The organism is Rhizobium aethiopicum, from assembly GCF_900094625.1.
Taxonomy (GTDB): Bacteria; Pseudomonadota; Alphaproteobacteria; order Rhizobiales; family Rhizobiaceae; genus Rhizobium; species Rhizobium aethiopicum.
In genome coordinates this window covers 1-20170 of sequence record NZ_FMAJ01000035.1, presented here as the reverse complement: position 1 = coordinate 20170, position 20170 = coordinate 1, and the positions used below count along the sequence as shown (strand labels likewise).

The 20170-nt window shown below is 56.4% G+C and carries 15 protein-coding genes and 10 pseudogenes; 13 read left to right on the top strand and 12 right to left on the bottom strand.

Going from position 1 to position 20170, the window contains the following annotated elements:
• Both GA0061105_RS30930 and GA0061105_RS30925 read left to right on the top strand, forming a co-directional pair.
• The coding region (locus GA0061105_RS30930) for a group II intron maturase-specific domain-containing protein (RefSeq protein WP_272785013.1) at window positions 1-434 on the top strand (434 nt) is incomplete at its 5' end.
• An 80-nt stretch (window positions 435-514) separates the two neighbouring features.
• A pseudogene (locus GA0061105_RS30925) lies at window positions 515-923 on the top strand (IS630 family transposase); the annotation flags it as partial.
• 28 nt (window positions 924-951) lie between these two features.
• On the opposite strand, the pseudogene GA0061105_RS30920 reads toward GA0061105_RS30925, so the two are convergent.
• The 4 genes and pseudogenes from GA0061105_RS30920 to GA0061105_RS30910 form a co-directional block, all read right to left on the bottom strand.
• Window positions 952-1714, bottom strand: a pseudogene (locus GA0061105_RS30920) (IS5-like element ISRel11 family transposase).
• A gap of 16 nt (window positions 1715-1730) precedes the next feature.
• Entirely contained in the window at window positions 1731-2102 is a 372-nt protein-coding gene (locus GA0061105_RS30915; RefSeq protein ID WP_077989437.1) for a hypothetical protein, read from the bottom strand.
• Between the two features lie 153 nt (window positions 2103-2255).
• On the bottom strand, window positions 2256-2417 hold the full coding sequence (locus tag GA0061105_RS34165; RefSeq protein ID WP_408988003.1) for a nodulation protein NodZ: 162 nt from the start codon (window positions 2415-2417) through the stop codon (window positions 2256-2258).
• A gap of 154 nt (window positions 2418-2571) precedes the next feature.
• Window positions 2572-3227 (bottom strand): annotated as a pseudogene (locus GA0061105_RS30910) (nodulation protein NodZ); the annotation flags it as partial.
• Window positions 3228-3673: 446 nt separating this feature from the next.
• Here GA0061105_RS30910 and GA0061105_RS30905 point away from each other — a divergent pair.
• The 8 genes and pseudogenes from GA0061105_RS30905 to GA0061105_RS30870 form a co-directional block, all read left to right on the top strand.
• Window positions 3674-4209 (top strand): annotated as a pseudogene (locus GA0061105_RS30905) (IS5 family transposase); the annotation flags it as partial.
• Between the two features lie 804 nt (window positions 4210-5013).
• On the top strand, window positions 5014-5673 hold the full coding sequence (gene nodB / locus GA0061105_RS30900) for a chitooligosaccharide deacetylase NodB (RefSeq protein WP_040111870.1): 660 nt from the start codon (window positions 5014-5016) through the stop codon (window positions 5671-5673).
• Between the two features lie 7 nt (window positions 5674-5680).
• On the top strand, window positions 5681-7000 hold the full coding sequence (gene nodC, locus GA0061105_RS30895) for a chitooligosaccharide synthase NodC (RefSeq protein ID WP_040111869.1): 1320 nt from the start codon (window positions 5681-5683) through the stop codon (window positions 6998-7000).
• Window positions 7001-7015: 15 nt separating this feature from the next.
• Window positions 7016-7633, top strand: coding sequence for a nodulation methyltransferase NodS (gene nodS, locus GA0061105_RS30890; protein ID WP_077993555.1), 618 nt, complete (start codon window positions 7016-7018; stop codon window positions 7631-7633).
• A gap of 36 nt (window positions 7634-7669) precedes the next feature.
• On the top strand, window positions 7670-8068 hold the full coding sequence (locus tag GA0061105_RS30885) for a carbamoyltransferase N-terminal domain-containing protein (protein ID WP_245304453.1): 399 nt from the start codon (window positions 7670-7672) through the stop codon (window positions 8066-8068).
• Complete coding sequence (locus tag GA0061105_RS30880; protein WP_408988002.1) at window positions 7968-8306, top strand: carbamoyltransferase C-terminal domain-containing protein; 339 nt, start codon at window positions 7968-7970, stop codon at window positions 8304-8306. Before GA0061105_RS30885 ends, GA0061105_RS30880 begins: the two co-directional genes overlap by 101 nt.
• Before the next feature lie 85 nt (window positions 8307-8391).
• A complete protein-coding gene (nodI, locus tag GA0061105_RS30875; RefSeq protein ID WP_018247215.1) occupies window positions 8392-9306 on the top strand; it encodes a nodulation factor ABC transporter ATP-binding protein NodI in 915 nt (304 codons plus the stop codon).
• Window positions 9307-9309: 3 nt separating this feature from the next.
• Window positions 9310-10098, top strand: coding sequence for an ABC transporter permease (locus tag GA0061105_RS30870; RefSeq protein ID WP_009998866.1), 789 nt, complete (start codon window positions 9310-9312; stop codon window positions 10096-10098).
• A 412-nt stretch (window positions 10099-10510) separates the two neighbouring features.
• Here GA0061105_RS30870 and nodD1 read toward each other — a convergent pair whose 3' ends face one another.
• From nodD1 to GA0061105_RS30840, 6 genes and pseudogenes are all read right to left on the bottom strand, one after another.
• Window positions 10511-11455 carry a transcriptional regulator NodD1 gene (gene nodD1, locus GA0061105_RS30865; RefSeq protein WP_040111866.1) on the bottom strand — a complete coding sequence of 315 codons (945 nt, stop codon included), beginning with the start codon at window positions 11453-11455 and terminating at the stop codon, window positions 10511-10513.
• A gap of 166 nt (window positions 11456-11621) precedes the next feature.
• Window positions 11622-11954, bottom strand: coding sequence for a nodulation protein NolE (nolE, locus tag GA0061105_RS30860; protein ID WP_009988764.1), 333 nt, complete (start codon window positions 11952-11954; stop codon window positions 11622-11624).
• A gap of 387 nt (window positions 11955-12341) precedes the next feature.
• A pseudogene (istB, locus tag GA0061105_RS30855) lies at window positions 12342-13045 on the bottom strand (IS21-like element helper ATPase IstB); the annotation flags it as partial.
• Window positions 13026-13314: pseudogene (locus GA0061105_RS30850) on the bottom strand (transposase); the annotation flags it as partial. The pseudogenes istB and GA0061105_RS30850, both read right to left, overlap by 20 nt.
• A 75-nt stretch (window positions 13315-13389) precedes the next feature.
• On the bottom strand, window positions 13390-13836 hold the full coding sequence (locus GA0061105_RS30845; RefSeq protein WP_269465932.1) for an FkbM family methyltransferase: 447 nt from the start codon (window positions 13834-13836) through the stop codon (window positions 13390-13392).
• Window positions 13837-14237: 401 nt separating this feature from the next.
• Window positions 14238-14787 (bottom strand): annotated as a pseudogene (locus tag GA0061105_RS30840) (carbamoyltransferase C-terminal domain-containing protein); the annotation flags it as partial.
• Window positions 14788-16044: 1257 nt separating this feature from the next.
• Between GA0061105_RS30840 and GA0061105_RS30825 the strand changes: the two are divergent.
• Window positions 16045-16719: an MreC domain-containing protein gene (locus GA0061105_RS30825; RefSeq protein WP_040111950.1), complete on the top strand. Its 675-nt coding sequence runs from the start codon at window positions 16045-16047 to the stop codon at window positions 16717-16719.
• A 129-nt stretch (window positions 16720-16848) separates the two neighbouring features.
• Window positions 16849-17388, top strand: a complete 540-nt coding sequence (locus tag GA0061105_RS30820) for a hypothetical protein (RefSeq protein ID WP_040111865.1) — start codon at window positions 16849-16851, stop codon at window positions 17386-17388.
• 132 nt (window positions 17389-17520) lie between these two features.
• Here GA0061105_RS30820 and GA0061105_RS30815 read toward each other — a convergent pair.
• Both GA0061105_RS30815 and GA0061105_RS30805 read right to left on the bottom strand, forming a co-directional pair.
• A pseudogene (locus GA0061105_RS30815) lies at window positions 17521-18470 on the bottom strand (IS481 family transposase).
• A 473-nt stretch (window positions 18471-18943) separates the two neighbouring features.
• Window positions 18944-20086 (bottom strand): annotated as a pseudogene (locus GA0061105_RS30805) (radical SAM protein); the annotation flags it as partial.
• On the opposite strand from GA0061105_RS30805, the pseudogene GA0061105_RS33040 reads away from it, so the two are divergent.
• Window positions 20078-20170 (top strand): annotated as a pseudogene (locus GA0061105_RS33040) (IS5/IS1182 family transposase); the annotation flags it as partial. The pseudogenes GA0061105_RS30805 and GA0061105_RS33040 sit on opposite strands and share 9 nt — an antisense overlap.

The following is a 20170-nucleotide window of genomic DNA, read 5'->3' as shown; positions in this document are numbered from 1 at the left end:
GGGAAATGTATCCGACTGTCAAATTTGACTTCCTTGGATACCAGTTCAGGCCGCGACAGGTGGCGACTTCACAGCGGAATGAGTTCTTCTGTGGCTATACCCCAGCGGCCAGTCCGGCGGCGCTAAAATCGATGCGGGCCACGATCAAGAGCTTGAACATTCCGCGGCAAACGCCGGGGACGCTGGCTGAAATCGCCAAACAGATCAATCCGCTCCTCCGGGGATGGATTGCCTATTATGGGCGGTTCAGTCGTTCGGACCTGTTCTCTCTGGCTGACTATGTCAATCGGAAGCTCAAGGCCTGGATCATGCGAAAGTACAAGCGCTTTCGGTTCCACAAAACTCGGGCTTCGCAGTTCCTGCGGCAACTTGCCCGAGATAGACGGGACCTCTTCGTACACTGGCAGGCGTTCGGAACGAACACGTTTACCTGATGGGAGCGGTGTGAATCGAGAGGTTCACGCACCGTTCTGCGAGAGGCCGGCAGGTGAAATCCCTCCGGCCTACTCACCCCTGGCTGACTTTCCTCGGTGCGTTGCGCTGCGACCAGATGACCGCGCCCTGCGTCTTCGATGGCCCGATCAATGACGAATGTTTCGACGCCTACGTCCGACAGCAGTTGATCCCGACCCTCAAGCCCGGCGACATCGTCATTCTCGACAATCTCGGCTCCCATAAGGCCAAGACCATTCGCGATGCAATCAGGGCGGCCGGCGCCAGACTAATGGTTCCTGCCGAAATATTCCCCCGATTTCAATCCGATCGAGCAGGCCTTTGCCAAGATCAAGCACTGGATGCGCCTGGCTCAGAAGCGAACCATCGATGACACCTGGCGCCACATCGGACAGCTCGTCACAACCATCGAGCCCAGCGAATGCAGCAACTACTTCGCCAATGCCGGATATGCTTCCGTGAAAACCTGAAACGCTCTAGGCTGTAGTGACAATTTAATCATTTGAGCCAGAGCATGATGGCGGCGATTTTGATGAATCCCATGAAGTTGGCGGCGATTTTGTCGTAGCGCGTTGCGATTCGCCGCCATTGCTTGAGCTTTGCAAAGAAGCTCTCGATCCCCCAGCGGGCCTTGTAGGCGATGCGGTCGTAGGCTGCTGATACTTTCGATGACGGCGTGGTGGAATGACCGGTTCGCCACCTTGTTCGAGAGTAATGTCATGCAGGCTGTCGGCGTCATAGGCGCGGTCGGCGAGCACCTGCTTGGCCGGCAGCCCCCGGACGAGATCGCAGGCAGGCGCCATATCATTCTGCTGGCCGGGTCCCAGGTGAAGGCGCACCGGCAAGCCGAGCGCATCGACTACTGCATGGATCTTGCTGCCAAATCCCCCGCGGGAACGGCCGAGAGCCTGGGCTTGCGGTCCCCCCTTTTTCGGCGTCCGCCTGCCGCTTGCGCTTGTGCCCGGATCACCGTGGCGTCGATGGACAACCACTCCATATCCGGATCGATCGCGACGGCTTCGAAAATCTTGTCGAAGATGCCCTGTTCGATCCAGCGATAGTAGCGCCGTTTGATCGTCTGATAGGGGCCGAAGCGGTCTTCCGGCAGATCACGCCAGCGCGCACCCGACCGGGCGAGCCACAATACCGCATCGAAGAACCGGCGTCCGTCACTACGCGGACCGCGCCGGCCTTTGCGACCGCCGGGCACTAACGGCTTCAGCCGCTCCCATTGATCGTCTCGAAGAACCTCACCATCCATCGCCAACCTCCAAAAGTCAGCGTTGAATCTGATTTGCTCCCAAAACGGAATCCCAAATCATTAATTTGTCACTACAGCCTAGCGCGGCGGCGGCTTCTGTGGTCGAGCGGTTTGCCAGACGTGTCGGGATGCGGGAATAAAGAACGGCACCGGCCACGCCCACGACCGCATAGAGCACGAACATCAGCTTGATGGCAATCTGTCGACCAAGCCCGACGAACGCCCTCGCATCAGGCAGGGCGTCGGCTAAGGCGCCGACGAGGCTGTGGCGCGCGAACGTCCTCGTCCCATCGGAATCGCCGACGTGCGAGCTTGCTATGCCAATGATGCGGGTCGAGCGCGCGGTGCCGTTTCCATTCACCGAAGGCGCCCAATAGCTACCCTTCACAACAATGATCCAGCAAGCCTTTGGACGCGCTAGACGCTAGGAGAGGATGCGCCCCCGCCTTGCCTCGTCGCGTGCTGCGCTTACATCGCGATCCAGTGAACACCTCTCCTCAATCGAGGGCGCCGAGAATTTGTTCAGCGGAGTGCCGGTTCATCAAGCCGGCTCATGCTCGGACGATTCATCAGTCAAGATCAAGCGAGTCGGATCTTTCAAGTCGAACTCAATAACACGTGGCACGAAGAGACGGGCATAGCGCGTGAAGGCGCTGGTCGGCGGAAAGCGAATTACCGTATCGCATCGGGCGAGAAGGTACATCTCTGTAAGAGCAGAGATACCGCCGTCCACTCCGAGCGATGCACTGTGTAATGGCCGGCCTGGCCCTCCTGGAAGCATTTCGGGATAGTGATTGATCGGGAAACACACCGAGTAAATGGTCCCGTACCTGCGCGCTGTCCGTACACAAGAAAACCATCACAGGGCGTCGATGCGGTAGCGCTTTGGCCTTCTCGATGGCAGTGCACACCTGGCGTAAGGCCAACTCCGGATCGGCCCAGTAGGGCGCATGGTCCATTATATCTTCGCCATTGCCGTGCCGTACGTGCACACCGATGATACTGCGCCCCTTGAAGTGCTCCTGATCGATGGCGTGAATACGAGCCGGAATTTCCGGTCTAAGGTTGAGGCTCTGAAATATCTGGCGTTCGGCAGCTTGGTCGCACCGCCACATAGGCATCACAAACTACCGTGTTGGCATCAGTATCGTCCTGGGCTTAAAGAAGCTCGGTTCACGTTCCCGGAAAATTTGTTCATCGGGGCGGTAAACGCTCTCGATTGAGGGCTTGTTCCACCATGATGGGAAGAACGGTCCCGGAAATGAGAACTGGTGATCTGGTCATCGCAAATAACCCGTACGCCAGCAATATCTTGAATCGGCTCGAAGAACACCGTAAAAGCGTTGGTGAAGGGTTGATTGAGATAGCAGGAGCCACGCCAATCGATGGCCAGCGTCCGCCCCGTTCGCTGTGCATAGCGCCAAGCTGCCGCCAGCGAACAGAGACAATCACCGAAACCAGTCCGCCGTCGAGAAACAACATACCGATCCCTCTTCAGGTCGCCAGCGAGCATGTTCGTTGCCTTGTTCTGGAAAAGCGCATCGGCTTAAATTCTGCTGAAATTCTGCATATCAATTCCCGGACCTGCATCAGCGATCGTGATTCTCGCCAATTTTTATGCATGACCCTTCGTCTCACAGATTTACGATTTTCCGCCAGACTGGAAGTTGCGGCGCCATACGCCTTTTCAGTCCGGGCGGTGAAGTCGCCGCATATCGCTCCGTCATCGTTCAGTCGTTTATCTCGCACCCGATCCAACCCATCGGCATCGCACTTGGGTCGGAGCGAGAGGCCGGAGCTTCCGCGCAAATTGGCTGTGACGTATGTTGCGGTACGGCTCATGTTGGCGCGCTTCGCCGATTCATCGAGGATGGCGCCGATCTAGGCTGCAAACTCATAAACGGGGTTTTCTAACCGGATGGGTGATGATTCAATGAGGCTTTGATTTGGAGGCCTTGCGTGACTCGCCGTCGTTTCGACCTGACTGATTTCGAGTGGGCGATTATTCAGCCCTTGTTGCCCAACAAGGTTCGCGGCGTGCCGCGGGTCGATGACCGGCGAGTGATCAACGGCATTTTGTGGCGGTTCCGCACAGGCTCGCCTTGGGCAGACGTGCCGGAACGATATGGGCCTTATACCACCTGCTACAACCGTTTTGTGCGATGGAGAAAAGCGGGTGTTTGGGATCATGTCTTGCGCGAGATCGCAAAGGCCTTCGACGGCGACATCGTTATGATCGATAGTTCCTGTGTCCGCGTTCATCAGCATGCGGCCACGGGAAAAAGGGGGATCGAGACGATGGCTGCATGGGACGTTCCCGCGGCGGCCTAACGACGAAAATCCACGCGGTCGTCGACGCAGACGGCAGGCCGATCAGCCTTGATCTGCCAGCGGGGCAAGCCCACGACAACCGGATGGCAGAGCCGATGCTGCAGGACATGCGAGAAGGCGCGATCCTCCTTGCTGACCGCGCCTACGACACCAACGCCTTGCGAGACGCCTGCTTTCACCTCTCGACGGTGGTCACCATCCGGGCGGCAGTTATCGGCTTAGCCAAAAGCGACGCTCCGGCAATCTGCGGAAGATTGGGGCCAGTGCTCGGATCTAACGAAGCACAAACCGATGGGGTCAGTTCTTCAATTCGGCAAGTGGGACTAGTTCCTCGAGTCGTTTGACAGCCATAGCCGAGCGATTCTATCCGGCGCTTTCAGGCTTCCGGAAGGTTTCAATCTGCTCCAGAGCTTTACCCAGAGTAGGTTAGAAAGCCGCCAATGCCGAGCCATGATAAGTTCTTCCAGGGAGCGACGACGCAAGTCCCCCGCCGTCGCGACAACAGGCTCGGTCCGTTAGTAGGAACCGTGGAGCTCGAATTTTATCTATGCCGTGAATGGGTATCATCCAAACAATCGATTTTACGAATTAAATGGCGTGATCCATTAGACGAGCATCTTGACGGAAATCAAGTTGTCGATGGCGCGCCAGTGGTGTAGAGGGATCAAATGTGTGGCTTTGGAATGTAATGCTTGCATAAGCGGTCGATCAGCCCATTGCATCACCTTGCAATCGTCGACAGCTCGGGGGTTCACCACCAATCGCACTCGGTACAGTCCGCAACGAGCCGCGGTATTGACAATTCAGACGAGGCGGCCTGGTGACCGCTATTTTGGGAAACGGCCTACGCTACACGCTGCCACGCGCGCGTTTTGACCTGCGTCCACGCGCGGCGTCATCATCCTACCCTTTGGGCGGCCGGTCTCCGAATGGCCCACCAAGATAATTTACCGGAAAGGACGAGAGCAATGACGCAACTCGATTGCTCGTGCGAAGTGCACGGTGAGCGCGATGACGGCACTGGTCGTCACAGCGTTTATTTGACGTTCGACGACGGTCCGCATCCATTTTGTACACCGGAGATTCTTGATATTCTGGCTGAACACCGGGTGCCGGCAACATTCTTCGTCATCGGCGAGTTTCTGGCCGATCAATCGAAATTGGTCCAGCGAATGATTGCAGAGGGGCATGAAGTCGCCAACCACACAATGACGCATCCAGACCTGTCTGACTGCGAACCCGACGAGGTGCAACGTCAGATACTCGAGACAAACAGAGCCATAAAAATGGCGTCGCCTCAGGCGGTGGTGCGGCACATCCGGGCTCCTTACGGCATCTGGACCGAAGAAGTACTCAAGGCTTCGGCGAATGCGGAACTCACTGCCGTGCACTGGTCGGTAGATCCACGAGACTGGTCTCTTCCCGGGGCCGACGCCATTGTCAATGATGTGCTGCAGTCTGTCCGACCGGGGTCAATCGTGCTCTTGCACGACGGTTGTCCCTCCAGTGAAATGCAGCAAGGAACTGACCGCAGTCTGCGCCACCAGACTATTATGGCGTTATCTAGGATAATTCCAGCTTTACATGATCGCGGCTTTGTATTCCGCTCGCTTACTCGGGAGTTCTGAAGATCCGATGGATATGCTTGACACAACCAGCACTGTCGCCGTCTCGCTTTATGCACTTCTCTCGACTGCTTATAAAAGCATGCAGGCCGTTTATTCTCTGCCGACCGATGTTTCATTGGCGTCCCAGGGCTTGGCCGGCTTTGACGAGCTGCCCAGCGTAGATGTCATCGTGCCAAGCTTCAACGAGGATCCCCGCACGCTTTCGGAGTGCCTGGCTTCTATTGCGGGTCAGGAATACGGGGGAAGGCTGCAGGTTTACCTAGTTGATGACGGTTCCGAAAATCGCGAGGCTTTGCGACCTGTGCACGAGGCCTTCGCAAGAGACCCCAGATTCAATATTCTCCTGCTTCCCCAGAATGTCGGTAAACGGAAGGCACAGATCGCCGCGATACGCCGCTCTGCTGGAGATATGGTGTTAAACGTCGACTCCGACACGATCCTCGCATCTGACGTCATCAGGAAGCTCGTGCCTAAAATGCAAGATCCGGCTGTCGGCGCGGCCATGGGACAGTTGACGGCCCGCAACCGAAACGATAGTTGGCTGACCCGTTTGATCGATATGGAGTACTGGCTGGCTTGCAACGAGGAGCGTGCGGCACAAGCTCGCTTCGGAGCCGTTATGTGCTGCTGCGGTCCATGTGCTATCTACCGTCGCTCTGCGCTCGCTTCGCTGCTTGACCAGTACGAATCACAGTATTTTCGGGGAAAGCCAAGCGATTTCGGTGAGGATCGGCATCTCACCATTCTCATGCTGAAGGCAGGCTTTCGAACGGAGTACGTGCCGAGCGCCATCGCAGCGACAGTCGTTCCGAACAAGCTAGGACCGTATCTGCGCCAACAACTACGCTGGGCGCGGAGCACGTTCCGGGACACGTTGCTTGGGCTGCGCCTGCTGCCCAACCTCAATCGCTTCCTTACGCTCGACGTTGTCGGACAGAACCTCGGACCGCTGCTTCTGGCACTATCAGTGCTGACGGGGCTCGCACAGCTTGCATTGACGGGCAACGTGCCTTGGTTGCCAGCCCTGATGATTGTGGCCATGACGATGATCCACTGCAGCGTTGTCGCGCTTCGGGCCCGCCAACTACGGTTCCTCGGGTTCTCTCTGCACGCATTTATCAGTATTTTTCTGCTACTTCCCTTGAAAGCCTACGCGCTGTGCACGCTGAGCAATAGCGACTGGCTGGCGCGCAGCTCTGCTGGCAACTCGAATCAACATCCGACGACTGATGCACGCACTGGACATGCGACAGCGCCTCGAAGGCTCAACCCCGCCCGCGATCCTGCCAGGCGAACGACGTCTGACTGCATGTGCAGCGACGAGTAAGATCTATTTACCGAGGTGAACGAGTTGACACAGAGCGACAATTATCAATTGCTGAATCGGGAACTGGCTGCACCCGATCCATGGGGACTCGAGGCCAATCCATTCGAGCGTGAGCGTCACACGCAAATGCTCCGCTTGGCGCTTGCCCAGGGATCCATCTCAAGTGCGCTCGAAGTGGGATGCGCTGCCGGCGCATTTACGGTGCAGCTAGCCCCCCACTGCAAACGGCTCACCGTGATCGATGTTGTGCCTCACGCTATAGAAAGATCGCGTCGACGCATGAGGGATTCTCCGCACATCAGCTGGATAGTCTCTGATGTTCAACAGTTTTCACCTGACGAGAGGTTTGATTTGATCGTTGTGGCGGAAGTGCTCTACTACATTGGAGGAATAGCCGAGATGAGAGGGGCTGTTCGGAATTTAGTGCGGATGCTTGCGCCAGACGGATATCTGGTTTTCGGATCGGCGCGCGACGCTAATTGTCGTCGCTGGGGCCACGTTGCTGGTGCTGAGACGGTCCTCGGCATGCTGAACGAAACTTTGCTCGAGGTAGAGCGGCTTGAGTGTCGGGGTGGGTCGGTCAACGAAGATTGCTTACTCGCCTGTTTCCGGAATCCAATTTCTGCCTCCTAACGGCCCCAACCCTCGACGTTCAGACATGGAGACACTATGCGCGTCTGTGGTATAAAATTGACCCGTGACGGAGCGGACGCGCTTGTCGAGGATGGGTGGCTCGCCTCCTGCGTCGAGCAGGAGAAGCGGGGCAACAACCCGCGATATGAAACTGTCGACAATCTCGACGCGATTGTCGCCGCATTGGCGCAACACGGTCCGGATCCACGCGTTATTGATCAAATCATCATCGATGGAAGGGGTGACAATGCTGAAAGTTCTCTCGAATCCGTCGAGGGCTCCGGTCTCGTTCCAATGACAGGGCATTTTCCTGCAAGAACTATCATCGTGATAGGTGCCACGCGGCCACCGCAGCCCGTGGCTCCGCCTCGTGGCGCCGATCTGCCTGGAGGACCGTGCGCCTTATATAGTCAGCCCTCGAACTCCGGATTGTGAAATGTTGTTTAAGCATCAGACGCGGATGAGATGCCAGGACAGAATTCCGGCTGTTGTCCATCTCGATGAATCTGCACGATTGCAGACCATCCCAGGCACTCTCTCCGTGAAGTCGCCGAGCTACTCTTCGAATGTAACAAGCTCAGGGACATTCGGCTGCTCTGCAACAGAGTGCCAATTACCACGGACGAGGCGTTTTCCCGGATGCTGCTGCAGCCCTTTAATGGAGACGCAATGAACACATCATACGGTGCGATGGACCAAGAAGAACACAACCAACCGAAGAAATGCCAGTCAACGGCGCCCGAGGGTCAGATGAGCGCATGTTCATGTCCGCAATAGATTTTTCCGACGTAAGCAAGACATATGGCGACAAGGCCGTGGTCAACGCGCTATCGTTCCGCGTTTCCCCGGGGCAATGCTTCGGGCTGCTTGGACCGAACGGCGCGGGCAAGAGCACGATCGCACGCATGATCCTTGGCATGACAGCCCCTGATGCGGGGAAGATTACTGTGCTCGGCGTGCCGGTGCCTGCCCAGGCTCGCTTGGCGCGAAAGGGTATCGGCGTGGTGCCGCAATTCGACAACCTTGAGCCTGAATTCACTGTGCGCGAGAATCTGCTGGTCTACGGCCGCTACTTCGGCATGAATACACGCAAAGTCGAGGCGGTCATGCCGTCGCTCCTTGAGTTTGCACGCCTAGAGAGCAAGGTGAATGCGCGTGTATCTGAACTTTCAGGCGGCATGAAGCGGCGCCTGACGCTAGCGCGTGCGTTGATCAATGACCCGCAGCTACTTGTCATGGACGAGCCGACCACCGGTCTCGACCCGCACGCGCGCCACCTGATCTGGGAGCGCCTGCGTTCCCTGCTTACGCGCGGCAAAACGATCATCTTGACCACCCATTTCATGGAAGAGGCCGAACGGTTATGCGATCGACTCTGCGTACTCGAAAGAGGTCGCAGCATTGCCGAAGGGCGTCCGCATGACCTGATCGATGAACTGATCGGGTGCGAAGTCATTGAGATCTACGGCGGCGATCCGCATGAATTGGAATCGCTGGTCGGGCCATATGCCGATCGCGTCGAAATTAGCGGCGAGACCCTTTTTTGCTATGTGTCCGACCCGGAGCAGGTGCGTGTGCGGTTGCGGGAGCGCGCGGGCTTGCGCATTCTGCAGCGTCCGCCGAATCTTGAGGATGTGTTTTTGCGGTTGACCGGGCGCGAGATGGAGAAGTGAACGATGGGTGAAGGTTGTGCCGCGGCTCTGCCCGCCAACGCTTTTAACTGGATTGCGATATGGCGACGCAACTATCTGGCATGGAAGAAAGTAGCACTTGCGTCAATTGTTGGAAGTCTGGCCGATCCTATGATCTACCTTTTTGGCCTCGGCCTTGGCCTCGGAATTATTGTGGGTCGCGTTGACGGCACAACCTACGTTGCGTTCTTGGCGGGCGGCATGGTGGCGACAAGCGCGATGACCTCTGCGACGTTCGAGACGATTTACGCGGCCTTTACGCGAATGCACGCCCAACGCACCTGGGAAGCCATGCTCTACACACAAATGACACTTGGGGACATCATCCTGGGTGAGTTGGCATGGGCAGCGAGCAAGGCATTTCTTGCCGGTACGGGAATCATAATCGTCGCCACCGTGCTAGGCTATGCGACGTGGCCATCAGTCGTCTATGTGCTGCCAGTTATCATGCTCACTGGATTTGCATTCGCGAGCCTTGCGATGGTAGTCACGGCGCTTGCGCCCAGTTACGAGTATTTCATTTTTTACCAGACGCTCGTCCTGACACCAATGCTGTTCTTGTGCGGCGCGGTGTTTCCAATCGCGCAACTGCCCCAGGCCTTTCAGCAGGTAGCGCAGTTCTTGCCTCTAGCGCATGCGATCGACCTCATACGCCCGGCAATGCTTGGGCGCCCCGCGGGCAGCATGGGCCTGCATATAGGCGCGCTTTGCATCTACGCGATTTTGCCGTTCTTCCTGTCGGCAGCGCTGTTGCGTCGGCGCCTGATGTCTTGACGCTACTCGCCACCGCGCCATGAGGGGTATTGCGATGCAGTATCTTGAAAAGACCCGCAGAGCTCTGAAGAAATCATCATAGTCCGGAACAAATGAACCCGTGTCGGCGCCGGTGAGACGATGCAGGTTTTTCGCTCTGCAACTGGCCACCTTGCTAATGTCGATTGGAGCTGCGTGAACCTTCGACTTGCGTCGTCGACAAACTGTCGAGGAGGTTGTTTCATTGGTCGGTTGAACGGCGGGCGTAGGAGAGCATCTGTCCAGTTCCTCCATACTTGGTCGTCAGTCAGCGCGGCTGTTGGGCCAGCGGCGACAGGATCGATCATCCGTGAGACTGTAGCGGCGGCGTCTCAAAGAGGCTCCTCATTCCGACGCCATGAATCACGCTGAACGACAAAACCACGAAAGAATGCTAGGAAATCCTGAGACGTCTCATTACCTCATGGGGCGAGGGCATGCGGGATGCTTCCTGACATAGCACGTCCCGCATCCAGAGGCTTGCTTGATCACTATTGTGAAGCGCGGGCCATTGGAGGGCTTGTGTGAATGCGGGCAACGGTATCGGAAGGTCGGCGATCCGTAGGGGTATTGTCTTTTCGAGCTGCTTGACCAGGCGTAAGGGCATTGTCGCTATGCGCTCGGTCCCTGAAAGCATGAACGGAACCATGCTGAAGCCCTGCACGACTACTTCGACATGTCTCTTAAGCCCATGCCCAAGCAAACACCATTCCTCGATGGAAGCCGTCCTAGCGTTCCCAAACTTCACCACAACGTGTCCCATCGACATATACCTCTCGAGTGTAAGTTGCTCCGAGAGTAGCTTGTTCGAGTGGCAGCCCACGCACACGAGGGTCTCCTCGAATAACGCCACCTTAGGATGTGCGCGCGACATGAGCAATTCCGGAAAGATGAGAAAATCGGCGTCACCGCGCCGCAAGTAATCATCGTAGTTATCGGCGATCGGCAGCAACTCGAAGCTGACGGCGGGCGCTTCTCGGGCGACACGCGTCACGACCTTTTCAAAAAAAACCAATGCGGCGTAATCGGAAAGAATGACCCTGAAGCAGCGATCCGATTGAGCAGGGCAAAACGGATCCCAGGATATGATCGAGACCTGGATGTGAAGCAGAGCCTCGCGGACCGAAGGCGCGAGCCGCTCCGCACGCGGGGTTGGAACGAGTTCGCGACCGACCATGGTAAAAAGGTCGTCATTAAAATAGGTGCGTAACCTGCCGACCGCCGCGCTCATGGCCGGTTGGCTCAAGTTGATGCTGCGCGCTGCCGCCGTGAGATTACGCTCGGTCATCAGGGCGTCGAGTGCGACGAGGAGATTCAGATCAAGGCCCTTGAACCGCATGTCTTCATCCGTAGCGAGGTGGCGAGATAAAAGGTGAAAAGGCTTGGTCTCGCGGTGCGGCGCCACGAGAGACCAGCAAGCAAAGGGTCGCCTAAAATTGAGAAAGTATCGATGTTCCAGCCGCCGTGGCTTTGATGGTCTTACTGCTACCTTCAACCGACACGATTCAGTGGTGCCTGATCAATCTGGCGAGTAGCAGTGTTTTCCGCGGATAAAGGTTTCGGTCTGCGACGTCGATCACTTCGGCGCCTTGAATATGTACTTCGGGGGGTAAGACGCACTCGTAGCACTCACCTTCTTCGGCAGGAGTATCTTGGCAATTGAAGTCTTGAGTGTGCTCCGCTGAATGGGCTTTGTCAGCACCATTCAGGTTTGCGCGGGGGTCACTTGTCGCCGGGCCGCAATCTTGGTTACGATCATCTGCTGCAAGTGACGGCCCGGCCCGCAATGTCAATGCGAGCAACGCTGCAACGATGACGTAGTAACCAATAACCTTCATGAGACGTTTCCTTTCTTCGACTAAGGCCAGGCGATACCAGGTAGGATTGATGCCATTCCGCCGCCAGTGCTTCGGGGCTATAGGCGTTGTTGGATTGGTTGAGAGCCTTTCAACGGATCATACCCGGTGGAGTGGAGACGGCCGTCTATGGAGCATCCGCGAAAATTGGTGAAATCTATTGTTTAAATGCGAGTCATCCATTTGATGCATGCAGACGATGTCTTGCCTGCCCGAACCAACAAGTGTCGCCAACCCCACTGTTTTCAGGGGCGCGTTTTCACCCAGTCCTTCTATCCTCAGTGGGCTTGCGCATGTCGTTGCCGCCATCCCCTTCATCCGGGATAGCAAAGGGCGCCGCATGCGGGAGGGACACCCCCGCGTCTCCCGTCAGGCTACGACATTTTGTTCGATCGGCTGCCTTGTATGGAGAAGACCGAATTCCTGACGTTTCAGTGTCGTCGTTTTGCAATGAGATAGAGGTATGGCCGCAAGCCGGCTGGGTCGACCACGTTTGGCCTCCATCGCGGAACGTCGCCGTTAGCTTTCGACGTTCATTTCGAAGATCGTTGCGTGATGAACAAGTCGGTCCACCGCGGCAAGCGTCATGGCCGGGTCCGGAAAGACGCGGTTCCATTCTCCAAAGGGCTGATTGGCGGTGATGATGATGGAGCGCCGCTCATATCTTGCGGAGATGAGTTCGAAGAGCACGCGGGTTTCGGCCTGGTCCTAGTGACGTAGGCCAGGTCGTCGAGGATAAGCAGATCGAACTTGTCGAGCTTTGCGACGGCGGATTCGAGCTGGAGTTCACGCCGTGCGACCTGCAGTTTCTGGACGAGGTCGGTCGTGCGAGTGAACAGCACCCGCCAACCGTTCTCGATTAGCGCGAGGCCGATGGCCGCGGCGAGATGGCTCTTTCCGCCGCCCGGCGGACCGAACATGAGGATATTGGCACCTTTGGCGAGCCAGCTATCGCCAGCGGCAATGGCCATGACCTGGGCCTTGGAGACCATAGATACTGCATCAAAATCAAAGCTGTCGAGCGTCTTTCCCGGTGGCAGGTTCCGCCTGGGCAAAATACGCCGACGCTTTGCGCAGAATCTCGTTGGCCTGACGAAGCTCGCGGTTCTCCCGCTCAAGAGCCTTCATCTTCTCGGCGACATCGTTCGGCCGGCCTGCTCGCTTACCGCTATCGACCTCGGTCTTCTTCACCCATTCGTGCAGCGTGGCCGGCGAGCAGCCGATCTTGGCCGCGATAGATGAAACGGCAGCCCACCGCGCGGTGCTCGGCTTCGTGATCCAGCACCGTGCGGATGGCACGCTCACGGACTTCAGGCGAGAATTTGTTCGTTGTCTTGCTCATATCGGCTCCAATCTCTCATGAGTTAAAGCCTCCGGCAAACTCGGCGCGGTTCTTGAATCCTAAAAAGGGAACCGGCTATAGGCTTGTGTTTTTAAGCAAAACGTCACCCTCCACTCCTCGGGGATACTCAACTACCATCTGGAAGGAAGGTAAGAGCTCAAGAATGGCGCGCAGGGGAAGCTGGCGTTCATAGAGCTCATGATCACTATACTCAGTATATATGTAACGCGTTCTCATCAGGATCTGATTGCCACCGGCAATAACGTCGGCCTCGGCTCCCTGCACATCCATCCAGATGAGATCTATGTTCTCTAGGCCAGCTTCGCTGCACCAGTCATCCAGCCTCCTAGTCTCAACCGAAATCGGAGGGTCAAACCGAACCCACTCGTACTCAGAAAGATGGTTCTTGGGACGGCGTATCGAGCCCGAGAGATCCCATTCCTTAGCGCTGTCATTGCCATTGCTGGGATGAAACTCGATCCTCGCGTTTCGGTCGCTGATCGCAACCTCGGATAGCCTCATCCGATCCCGATAAGAACCCATTTTTCCTTGAAGCGTGCAGCGGCTCTGGGGTCTGGCTCAAAGCAATAGAGCTGGGCGCTCGGAAGAAGGCGCAGAAAGCGTTGAGCATCGCTTCGTCATTGCACCCAATGTCAAAGATTACAGGGTTAGGCTTATCGAGAAGCGAAACGATCTGTCGATGTACGTTTAACTCACACACCGGATCCATCACAGTCTCCTTAAGTTTTCGAAGTGCCCTGCTGAACGAGCTCGGGTAGGATATCACTGAAATACCGAGCCATATGGCCCTTCTTTCGACATGGTTGTTGACGCTTCGCCGTGCGATTACGTGGGCACGGCGCATTGTCGGTCGCGGGCTTTGCTATTCGCGAGTTTGTTTGGCGTAACGAAGCGATTCCAAGCTATGCTGAAAGCCCACTAGTCACCGAGGCCTCAGCGGGGACGGATACCTGTGATTTGCGGCCACGTACCGGGCTTAAGCATATGCAACGCTGCTCCCAAATCTGCCGAAGTTCATTTAGGAAAGTCTCACGACTACCTGAAACCGGCGCGATTCCATCCAAAATGTCGCCAACCAGGGCTTCTCCCTCAATCCTAATTAGAAATACTCACGGCCTGCAGGCTGGAGGGGCCTGTGCGGATCTCACATACAGTCTCTTGCCGATCCAGGGTGGAATATGCACGCGCCTGATGGAGACTTGCGTAAGGTGGCAAGGAAACTGCTAGTTTATTCCACTCCTCCATCGTTGAGATTCGCTTCTTGACGAGAAATGGACCGATCACAAGTGCATCCAGGTCGGTCGTCAAAAAGGTCGTTACGGCATCCCTAACCGAATCCACTACCGGCTCGGCGTTGTTGTTAAACGACGTGTTGAGCAAGATCGGAACGCCGGGTTGCTCTCCAGTTCGTTTCGAAAGGTAGGTCGCTCTGGCCTGGCCACCGGCTTTCGTAGTTTCATAGGGTGGCGCTTGACAGTGCACCTAGAGCTCACGGGTCGAAGCTGAAATCAGATCGTGACCGGATCGGTGACATTGCCGACAATCGGCGCTAACAGAAACCCAGACCGAAGCATTTGCGGCAGTAACGCCGCGTAACGCATCCACATTACCCAGTCCTTCATCTTTCCGCCCGACAGCCACAACGACGTTTGGTGGTCGCTGCAAAGGTCGCACACCGTATCCTTGCAGCGGCGAGTGCGCCTGCTCCGAGGCATAGCACACAGAGTTCCGCCGCCGGCCTCCGTCACTATGCGCCAGTACCGAACTCAGCTCCACGCGGTGGGACCGCCATTGATAATCACGTCGAACGGCGCCCACAGCGTGAGAACCGATCTGCGCTCAATGTGCACAACGCGAGAAGGGGAAGCAGTAGAAAGATGACCAGCGCGCGGTGAAGACGAATAGGAGGCGGCATCGACCGGGGCAAAAGTGCGTCCCGTGAGAGCCCACTGAAACGTCGAGAAGCAACGACCAAGATTCTACCCGATCACGTCGAGTGCAAGATAACGATCGAGACCAGGCAGCAGACCGACTGCCTCATCTCGTTTTCCCAGCACAGTCTCCACGGCACCCGAGGACCCATTTTAAGAACTCCGAATTATGGCTTTTACAAAACGCTTCTTCAGCGTCTTCTAGGGGCAACCGTTTCGATCAGTAAAATCGATTGTTTGGATGGAATGCATTCATAAAAACGATGGCGTGACTCAGCAGTGAAGCGAGCGGCGACCCCACCCTTCTCTCAATGGCGGCCGTGTGCAAGGCAGTCTTGTCGTAAAAGCAACACTCCTTCGCTACTCCTGTTTCAGCCGACAAAGCCAAGCCGCATGTTCGTCTCGGCACATTGATGAGCCTAATGGCGGCGCTAGCTGCAAGGAAACTGCGTTCGGTCTTAATCAGCACTGGCGCTGCGAGTGCCGCGAAACGTGGGCCAAGCGCTTCTACATTTTCCCCCGGCGTAAGTGCGCAGCATCTGGTCGTTGAAGCGCCAGCCGACGAAGGAGAAGCCTGGGTTGGTGCGCGGCTCCTTCACCACTTTAGGGATCGGGACGATAAATCGGCAGAGGCCGCGGTAACTCCAAAAAAATAGCGCAGCGCTAAAAAATTGGCCTCAGGCTAGACCGTGGGTATAGACTGGTAGTCCAGTAGGCGCTATTCGTGCTGTTCCAGCATAACATCAGCCACCCCGTGGATTCTCCAAGGCCTCTTATATTGAAAAAAGTGCAACGCAGTTTTGCCGTCGAGTACAAGAACGGCAGGCGAAAACTTGATGCCAGATCGAACTCGATCTGGGGCAATGTGGATCTAAAGTCAGTCGCGCGCGATCTAGAGGAAGAGGCATTGCCTTTTCTGTCAGGTAGCTCTCAGAGTGGCAAACCCGACAGCGAAATGTCTTTGCCGGAACAAGATCAGGCCGAGCAGTTGTTGACAGCGCCCATCGGGCCGTCGACAACTGCATCAGATATACAGGAGATGAGCATGGCCGACGAGACTAATACGACAACCAAGGTCGATGGACAGACCGTTGTCGAAACGCCTAATGCGCCGAAGAAACAGCGCAAACCGCGCGCCAAAAAAGTCGCGGCACTCGAGACCGCGTTAGCTGACGCTACGGCAGAGCCGGCAGGTGCGCTGGCCGGGGACGGTGGTGTGAAGAGGAGAGGGCGCAAGACAAAGGCTATCGAAGCCACGGCGAGGGCCAAACGCGCACCTGTGCGCCGTGCTCCAAAGGCTGTGCAGGCAGCGCCGGCTGCCCCGATGACGGCGAGCGATGAAATGGCAGACCTTTTGCAGTTGGAAGAGGAAAATCAGCGGCTGCGCAAGCTTCTTGCTGAAAAACTTCGCGCTGAAAATGAAGATCTGCGCAAACGGCTCAAGCTCGAATGATATAAGCGGCCGGTCAATAAGCGACCGTATCTACATTCTTATCGAGACAAACAATTCGGCAACGGTGAATGCTGTTGCCGGACCCCAAACTCACTGCCTGCTTGCGGGATAAAACGCGAGGTCAGATAGATGGCGTCTCCCTGGAAACTTCTTGCCCGACTGATCTCACCGGGCCGCGAACAAAAGCGAGAAAACGGCTCGGACCAGAAGGTTACGCCGGACACATTGGCCATTGCCGGTCCGACCGAAACGCCTGCCGAGAAGAGCCTGATAAGCGCCGTTCGACCGGCAAGCGAGGGGCTTCCCCGTCACGGCCATTCTCCTGCAATTTCCACCGAGTTTGTTGTTTCTAAAGAAGTCGGAATCGGTGGCCACGATCAGGTCGACGGCCAAGATGCCAAAAACGTTGAGGCGGCCGATCCACCTCCATTCGGCGGGCTTGGTACCGACATCGCCGCTGGGCACGATGCTACGAGGCTTGAGCGAACTCTCGAGGTCGCCCCGCGTAAGAAGGCATCAGCCGCGATTGCAAACGCTGCCCCGGCAATTCACACTGCGGACCAGATGAGCCTCGACGAAGACATCAGGGTGCTCAGGGGGCAGTTAGCCAGAAAGCTAAGGCTGCAAAACGCGCAGTTGAGAACAATGCTGGAGCGGTTTGAACGGTGACCTGTCGCAGTGCAACAACCTGTCGCCCCGGGCATGTCGTGGAGCCAGCGGCAGCATCACCTGTGTACGGCAAGGACAAATAATTGGGTTCCGAACACGGCCCCATTTCGTCGAGATCGACGACAAGAGTGTTTAGGTGTTTAGTCCCGGCATTTGATGGATGGGATCGATGATGAATCGATCTGGCTCCAAAGTCCATTGTTTGCAGATGAACTCGTAGGGCGTGAGGCCCTTTAGCGTCTTGAGCCGGCGCCCGAAATTGTAGGCGTCGATAAAGTCGGCCAGATGTTTTTTTAATTGCGCATGATCGTCGTAGTGGAAGCGCTTGACGGTCGCCTCCTTGATCGTTCGGTTCATCCGCTCGACCTGTCCGTTGGTCCAGGGATGCTCACCTTTGTCAGGCGATGCTCGATGCTGTGATCGTCGCAGACCCAATCGAAGATGTGCTGGAAGGCATTTCGATCACAAGCTCGGTTAGTGAACTGAATGCCATTGTCGGTCAAAACGGTGTGAATGGTGTAGGGCACTGCCGCGATCAGATTGCGTAAGAACTGGGCGGCATTCATCTTGCCGGCTTTGGTGTAGAGTTCTGCGAACGCGAACTTGGATGTTCGGTCAAATGCGACAAAGAGATAGAGCTTGCCCTCGGCCGTCTGCACCTCGGCAATATCGATGTGGAAATAGCCGATCGGATAAGTTTTGAACTTCTTCTTCGGTTCCCTGTCGCCTCCGACCTCCGGCAGACGTGAAATGCCGTGGCGCTGCAAACACCTGTGTAACGACGAACGCGTCAGATGTGAGATGGTCGGCTGAAGAGCGTAGAGGCAATCATCGAGCGGTAGCAACGTATGCCGGCGGAAGGCGACGATAACGGCCTCTTCTTCGAGGGAAAGGGTCGTCGAGTGCGGGTCCTTCGGGCCTGTGGGAAGATCGACCAACGATGTCCGTTTCTTCCATTTCGCTACGGTTTTCTGGTTGATCCCGTATCGCTTCGAAAGCGTTCCCAGGCTCTCCTCACTATTTTGTATTGCTCGACGGATTGCCTCTGTCGTCGTGGCGCTCCCGTGTAGAACCTGGCCCATAGTGCTTCCCTCCATGCCAAAGAAAATATTGCCCCATCAAATGCCGGGACTAAACACCTAGGCCATGTTCTAGGCAATTAACCGCGCTCGATCGCCACCGTGAACATCGAGCCTGCCGCAGGTTTCCTGGATGCGCGTCTCCGCCGCCTGCGCAATCGAAGCCGCATTGGTGGCGTCAAGCTGAACTGTCCGGGCGTCTGGTCGGTTTTGAACGAAGGTGTCGCTGCTTCAAGTTGGCGCGCGCAACCGAGCCGGTGAAGCCGTGCTGCGCCAGACCTTTCACGATATTGACGGCGGATTTCTTTGCCAGTGGCGAGAGCTGAACTGTGACGCGATCGAGACCGACACATGCCATGGACTGCGAATTCAGCGATCGATTTAAAATCGAGCAATTGGGAGCTTGCCTCCTGCCTAACCTCTCGACGAACTCGAGCTCGATTATGTGACCACTTCAAGGCCCTCCGTTTGCCAGTCTAGATCGGCTGGCGGCCAAGATAAGCATCGAACGCGGCAGCGACATGGCGAAGGGCAGAGCGACGTTCGTGCCGCACACGGACTAAACCGTTGTCAAACTCAACGATCCCATCCTCAGCCAGAATCTCTAGCTGCTTAGCTGAACTCACTAGATGGGTCTGATCAAATCCCTGAGCCGTACTGATTGTTGATATGTCCGCCTCCAAGTAGCACATGAGCTGTTCGATGATTGCAGCTCTTACGCGATCCTCGGTAGTTAAACGGTAGCCCCTTGAGATCGCCAAGCGGCCGGATGCTATGTGTCGGTTATAACAGCTTTGCGTGAGATCGTTTTGAACGTAACCGTCGCCGCAACGACCAATGGCGGACGCGCTCAAACCGATGACAGTTGGGCAGGTTTCGGCAGAGTAACCAAGCGAATTTCGGCGCAGACGACCAGCTCTCTGTGCTATTGCAAGCTCGTCATCCGACAAAGCAAAATGGTCGAGACCAATTTGCAGATAGCCTGCTGCAACTAACGTATCGGCCATGGCTGAGGCCTGCTCAGCTCGCGCGGCTATATCGGGCAGTGCTGCTGTGTCAATCAAGCGCTGATTTTTTCGAAAAGATGGAACGTGGGAATAACCGAAAACCGCGAGGCGGTCGGGACGCATCGCAATAGCGAACATAGCGCTCTCGAGACAGGACTGGACGGTTTGGTTCGGCAAACCGAACATCAGGTCGAAATTGATACGCCTGACCCCATACAGGCGGAGGTTTTCGACGGCGGTCATCACTTGCGCCTCGCTCTGAATCCGGTTGATCGCTTTTTGTACGACGGGATCGAAGCTCTGCACACCGACGCTTGCGCGATTCACACCGGTTCTTTCTAGGGCTTCGGCCATATCGGTGGTGAACGTGCGCGGGTCGACCTCAATGGCAATGGTTGCACCTCGCTCAAGCGCAAAACGGCCGCGCAGGAGTTCCATTAGCGACAGGAAGTCTGCCGATGGCATAATGGTCGGGGATCCGCCGCCAAAGTGCACGTCACCCACGGAGAGTGCCTGCGGCACTTGCTCGGCGACCAGGCGGATTTCCTCGCGCAGCATTGCCAGATAATCGGTTATCAAAGTGTCCCGACGAGTGATGCTAGGCCTTATACCACCTGCTACAACCGTTTTGTGCGATGGAGAAAAGCGGGTGTTTGGGATCATGTCTTGCGCGAGATCGCAAAGGCCTTCGACGGC

Excerpts from the sequence above, each read along its gene's own strand:
- GA0061105_RS34165 (WP_408988003.1), bottom strand. The coding sequence starts at position 2,417 with ATGTACCTTCTCGCCCGATGCGATACGGTAATTCGCTTTCCGCCGACC.
- nodB (WP_040111870.1), top strand. The coding sequence starts at position 5,014 with ATGACGCAACTCGATTGCTCGTGCGAAGTGCACGGTGAGCGCGATGAC.
- nodC (WP_040111869.1), top strand. The coding sequence starts at position 5,681 with ATGGATATGCTTGACACAACCAGCACTGTCGCCGTCTCGCTTTATGCA.
- GA0061105_RS30885 (WP_245304453.1), top strand. The coding sequence starts at position 7,670 with ATGCGCGTCTGTGGTATAAAATTGACCCGTGACGGAGCGGACGCGCTT.
- nodI (WP_018247215.1), top strand. The coding sequence starts at position 8,392 with ATGTTCATGTCCGCAATAGATTTTTCCGACGTAAGCAAGACATATGGC.
- GA0061105_RS30870 (WP_009998866.1), top strand. The coding sequence starts at position 9,310 with ATGGGTGAAGGTTGTGCCGCGGCTCTGCCCGCCAACGCTTTTAACTGG.
- nodD1 (WP_040111866.1), bottom strand. The coding sequence starts at position 11,455 with ATGCGGTTCAAGGGCCTTGATCTGAATCTCCTCGTCGCACTCGACGCC.
- nolE (WP_009988764.1), bottom strand. The coding sequence starts at position 11,954 with ATGAAGGTTATTGGTTACTACGTCATCGTTGCAGCGTTGCTCGCATTG.
- GA0061105_RS30845 (WP_269465932.1), bottom strand. The coding sequence starts at position 13,836 with ATGAGGCTATCCGAGGTTGCGATCAGCGACCGAAACGCGAGGATCGAG.
- GA0061105_RS30820 (WP_040111865.1), top strand. The coding sequence starts at position 16,849 with ATGGCGTCTCCCTGGAAACTTCTTGCCCGACTGATCTCACCGGGCCGC.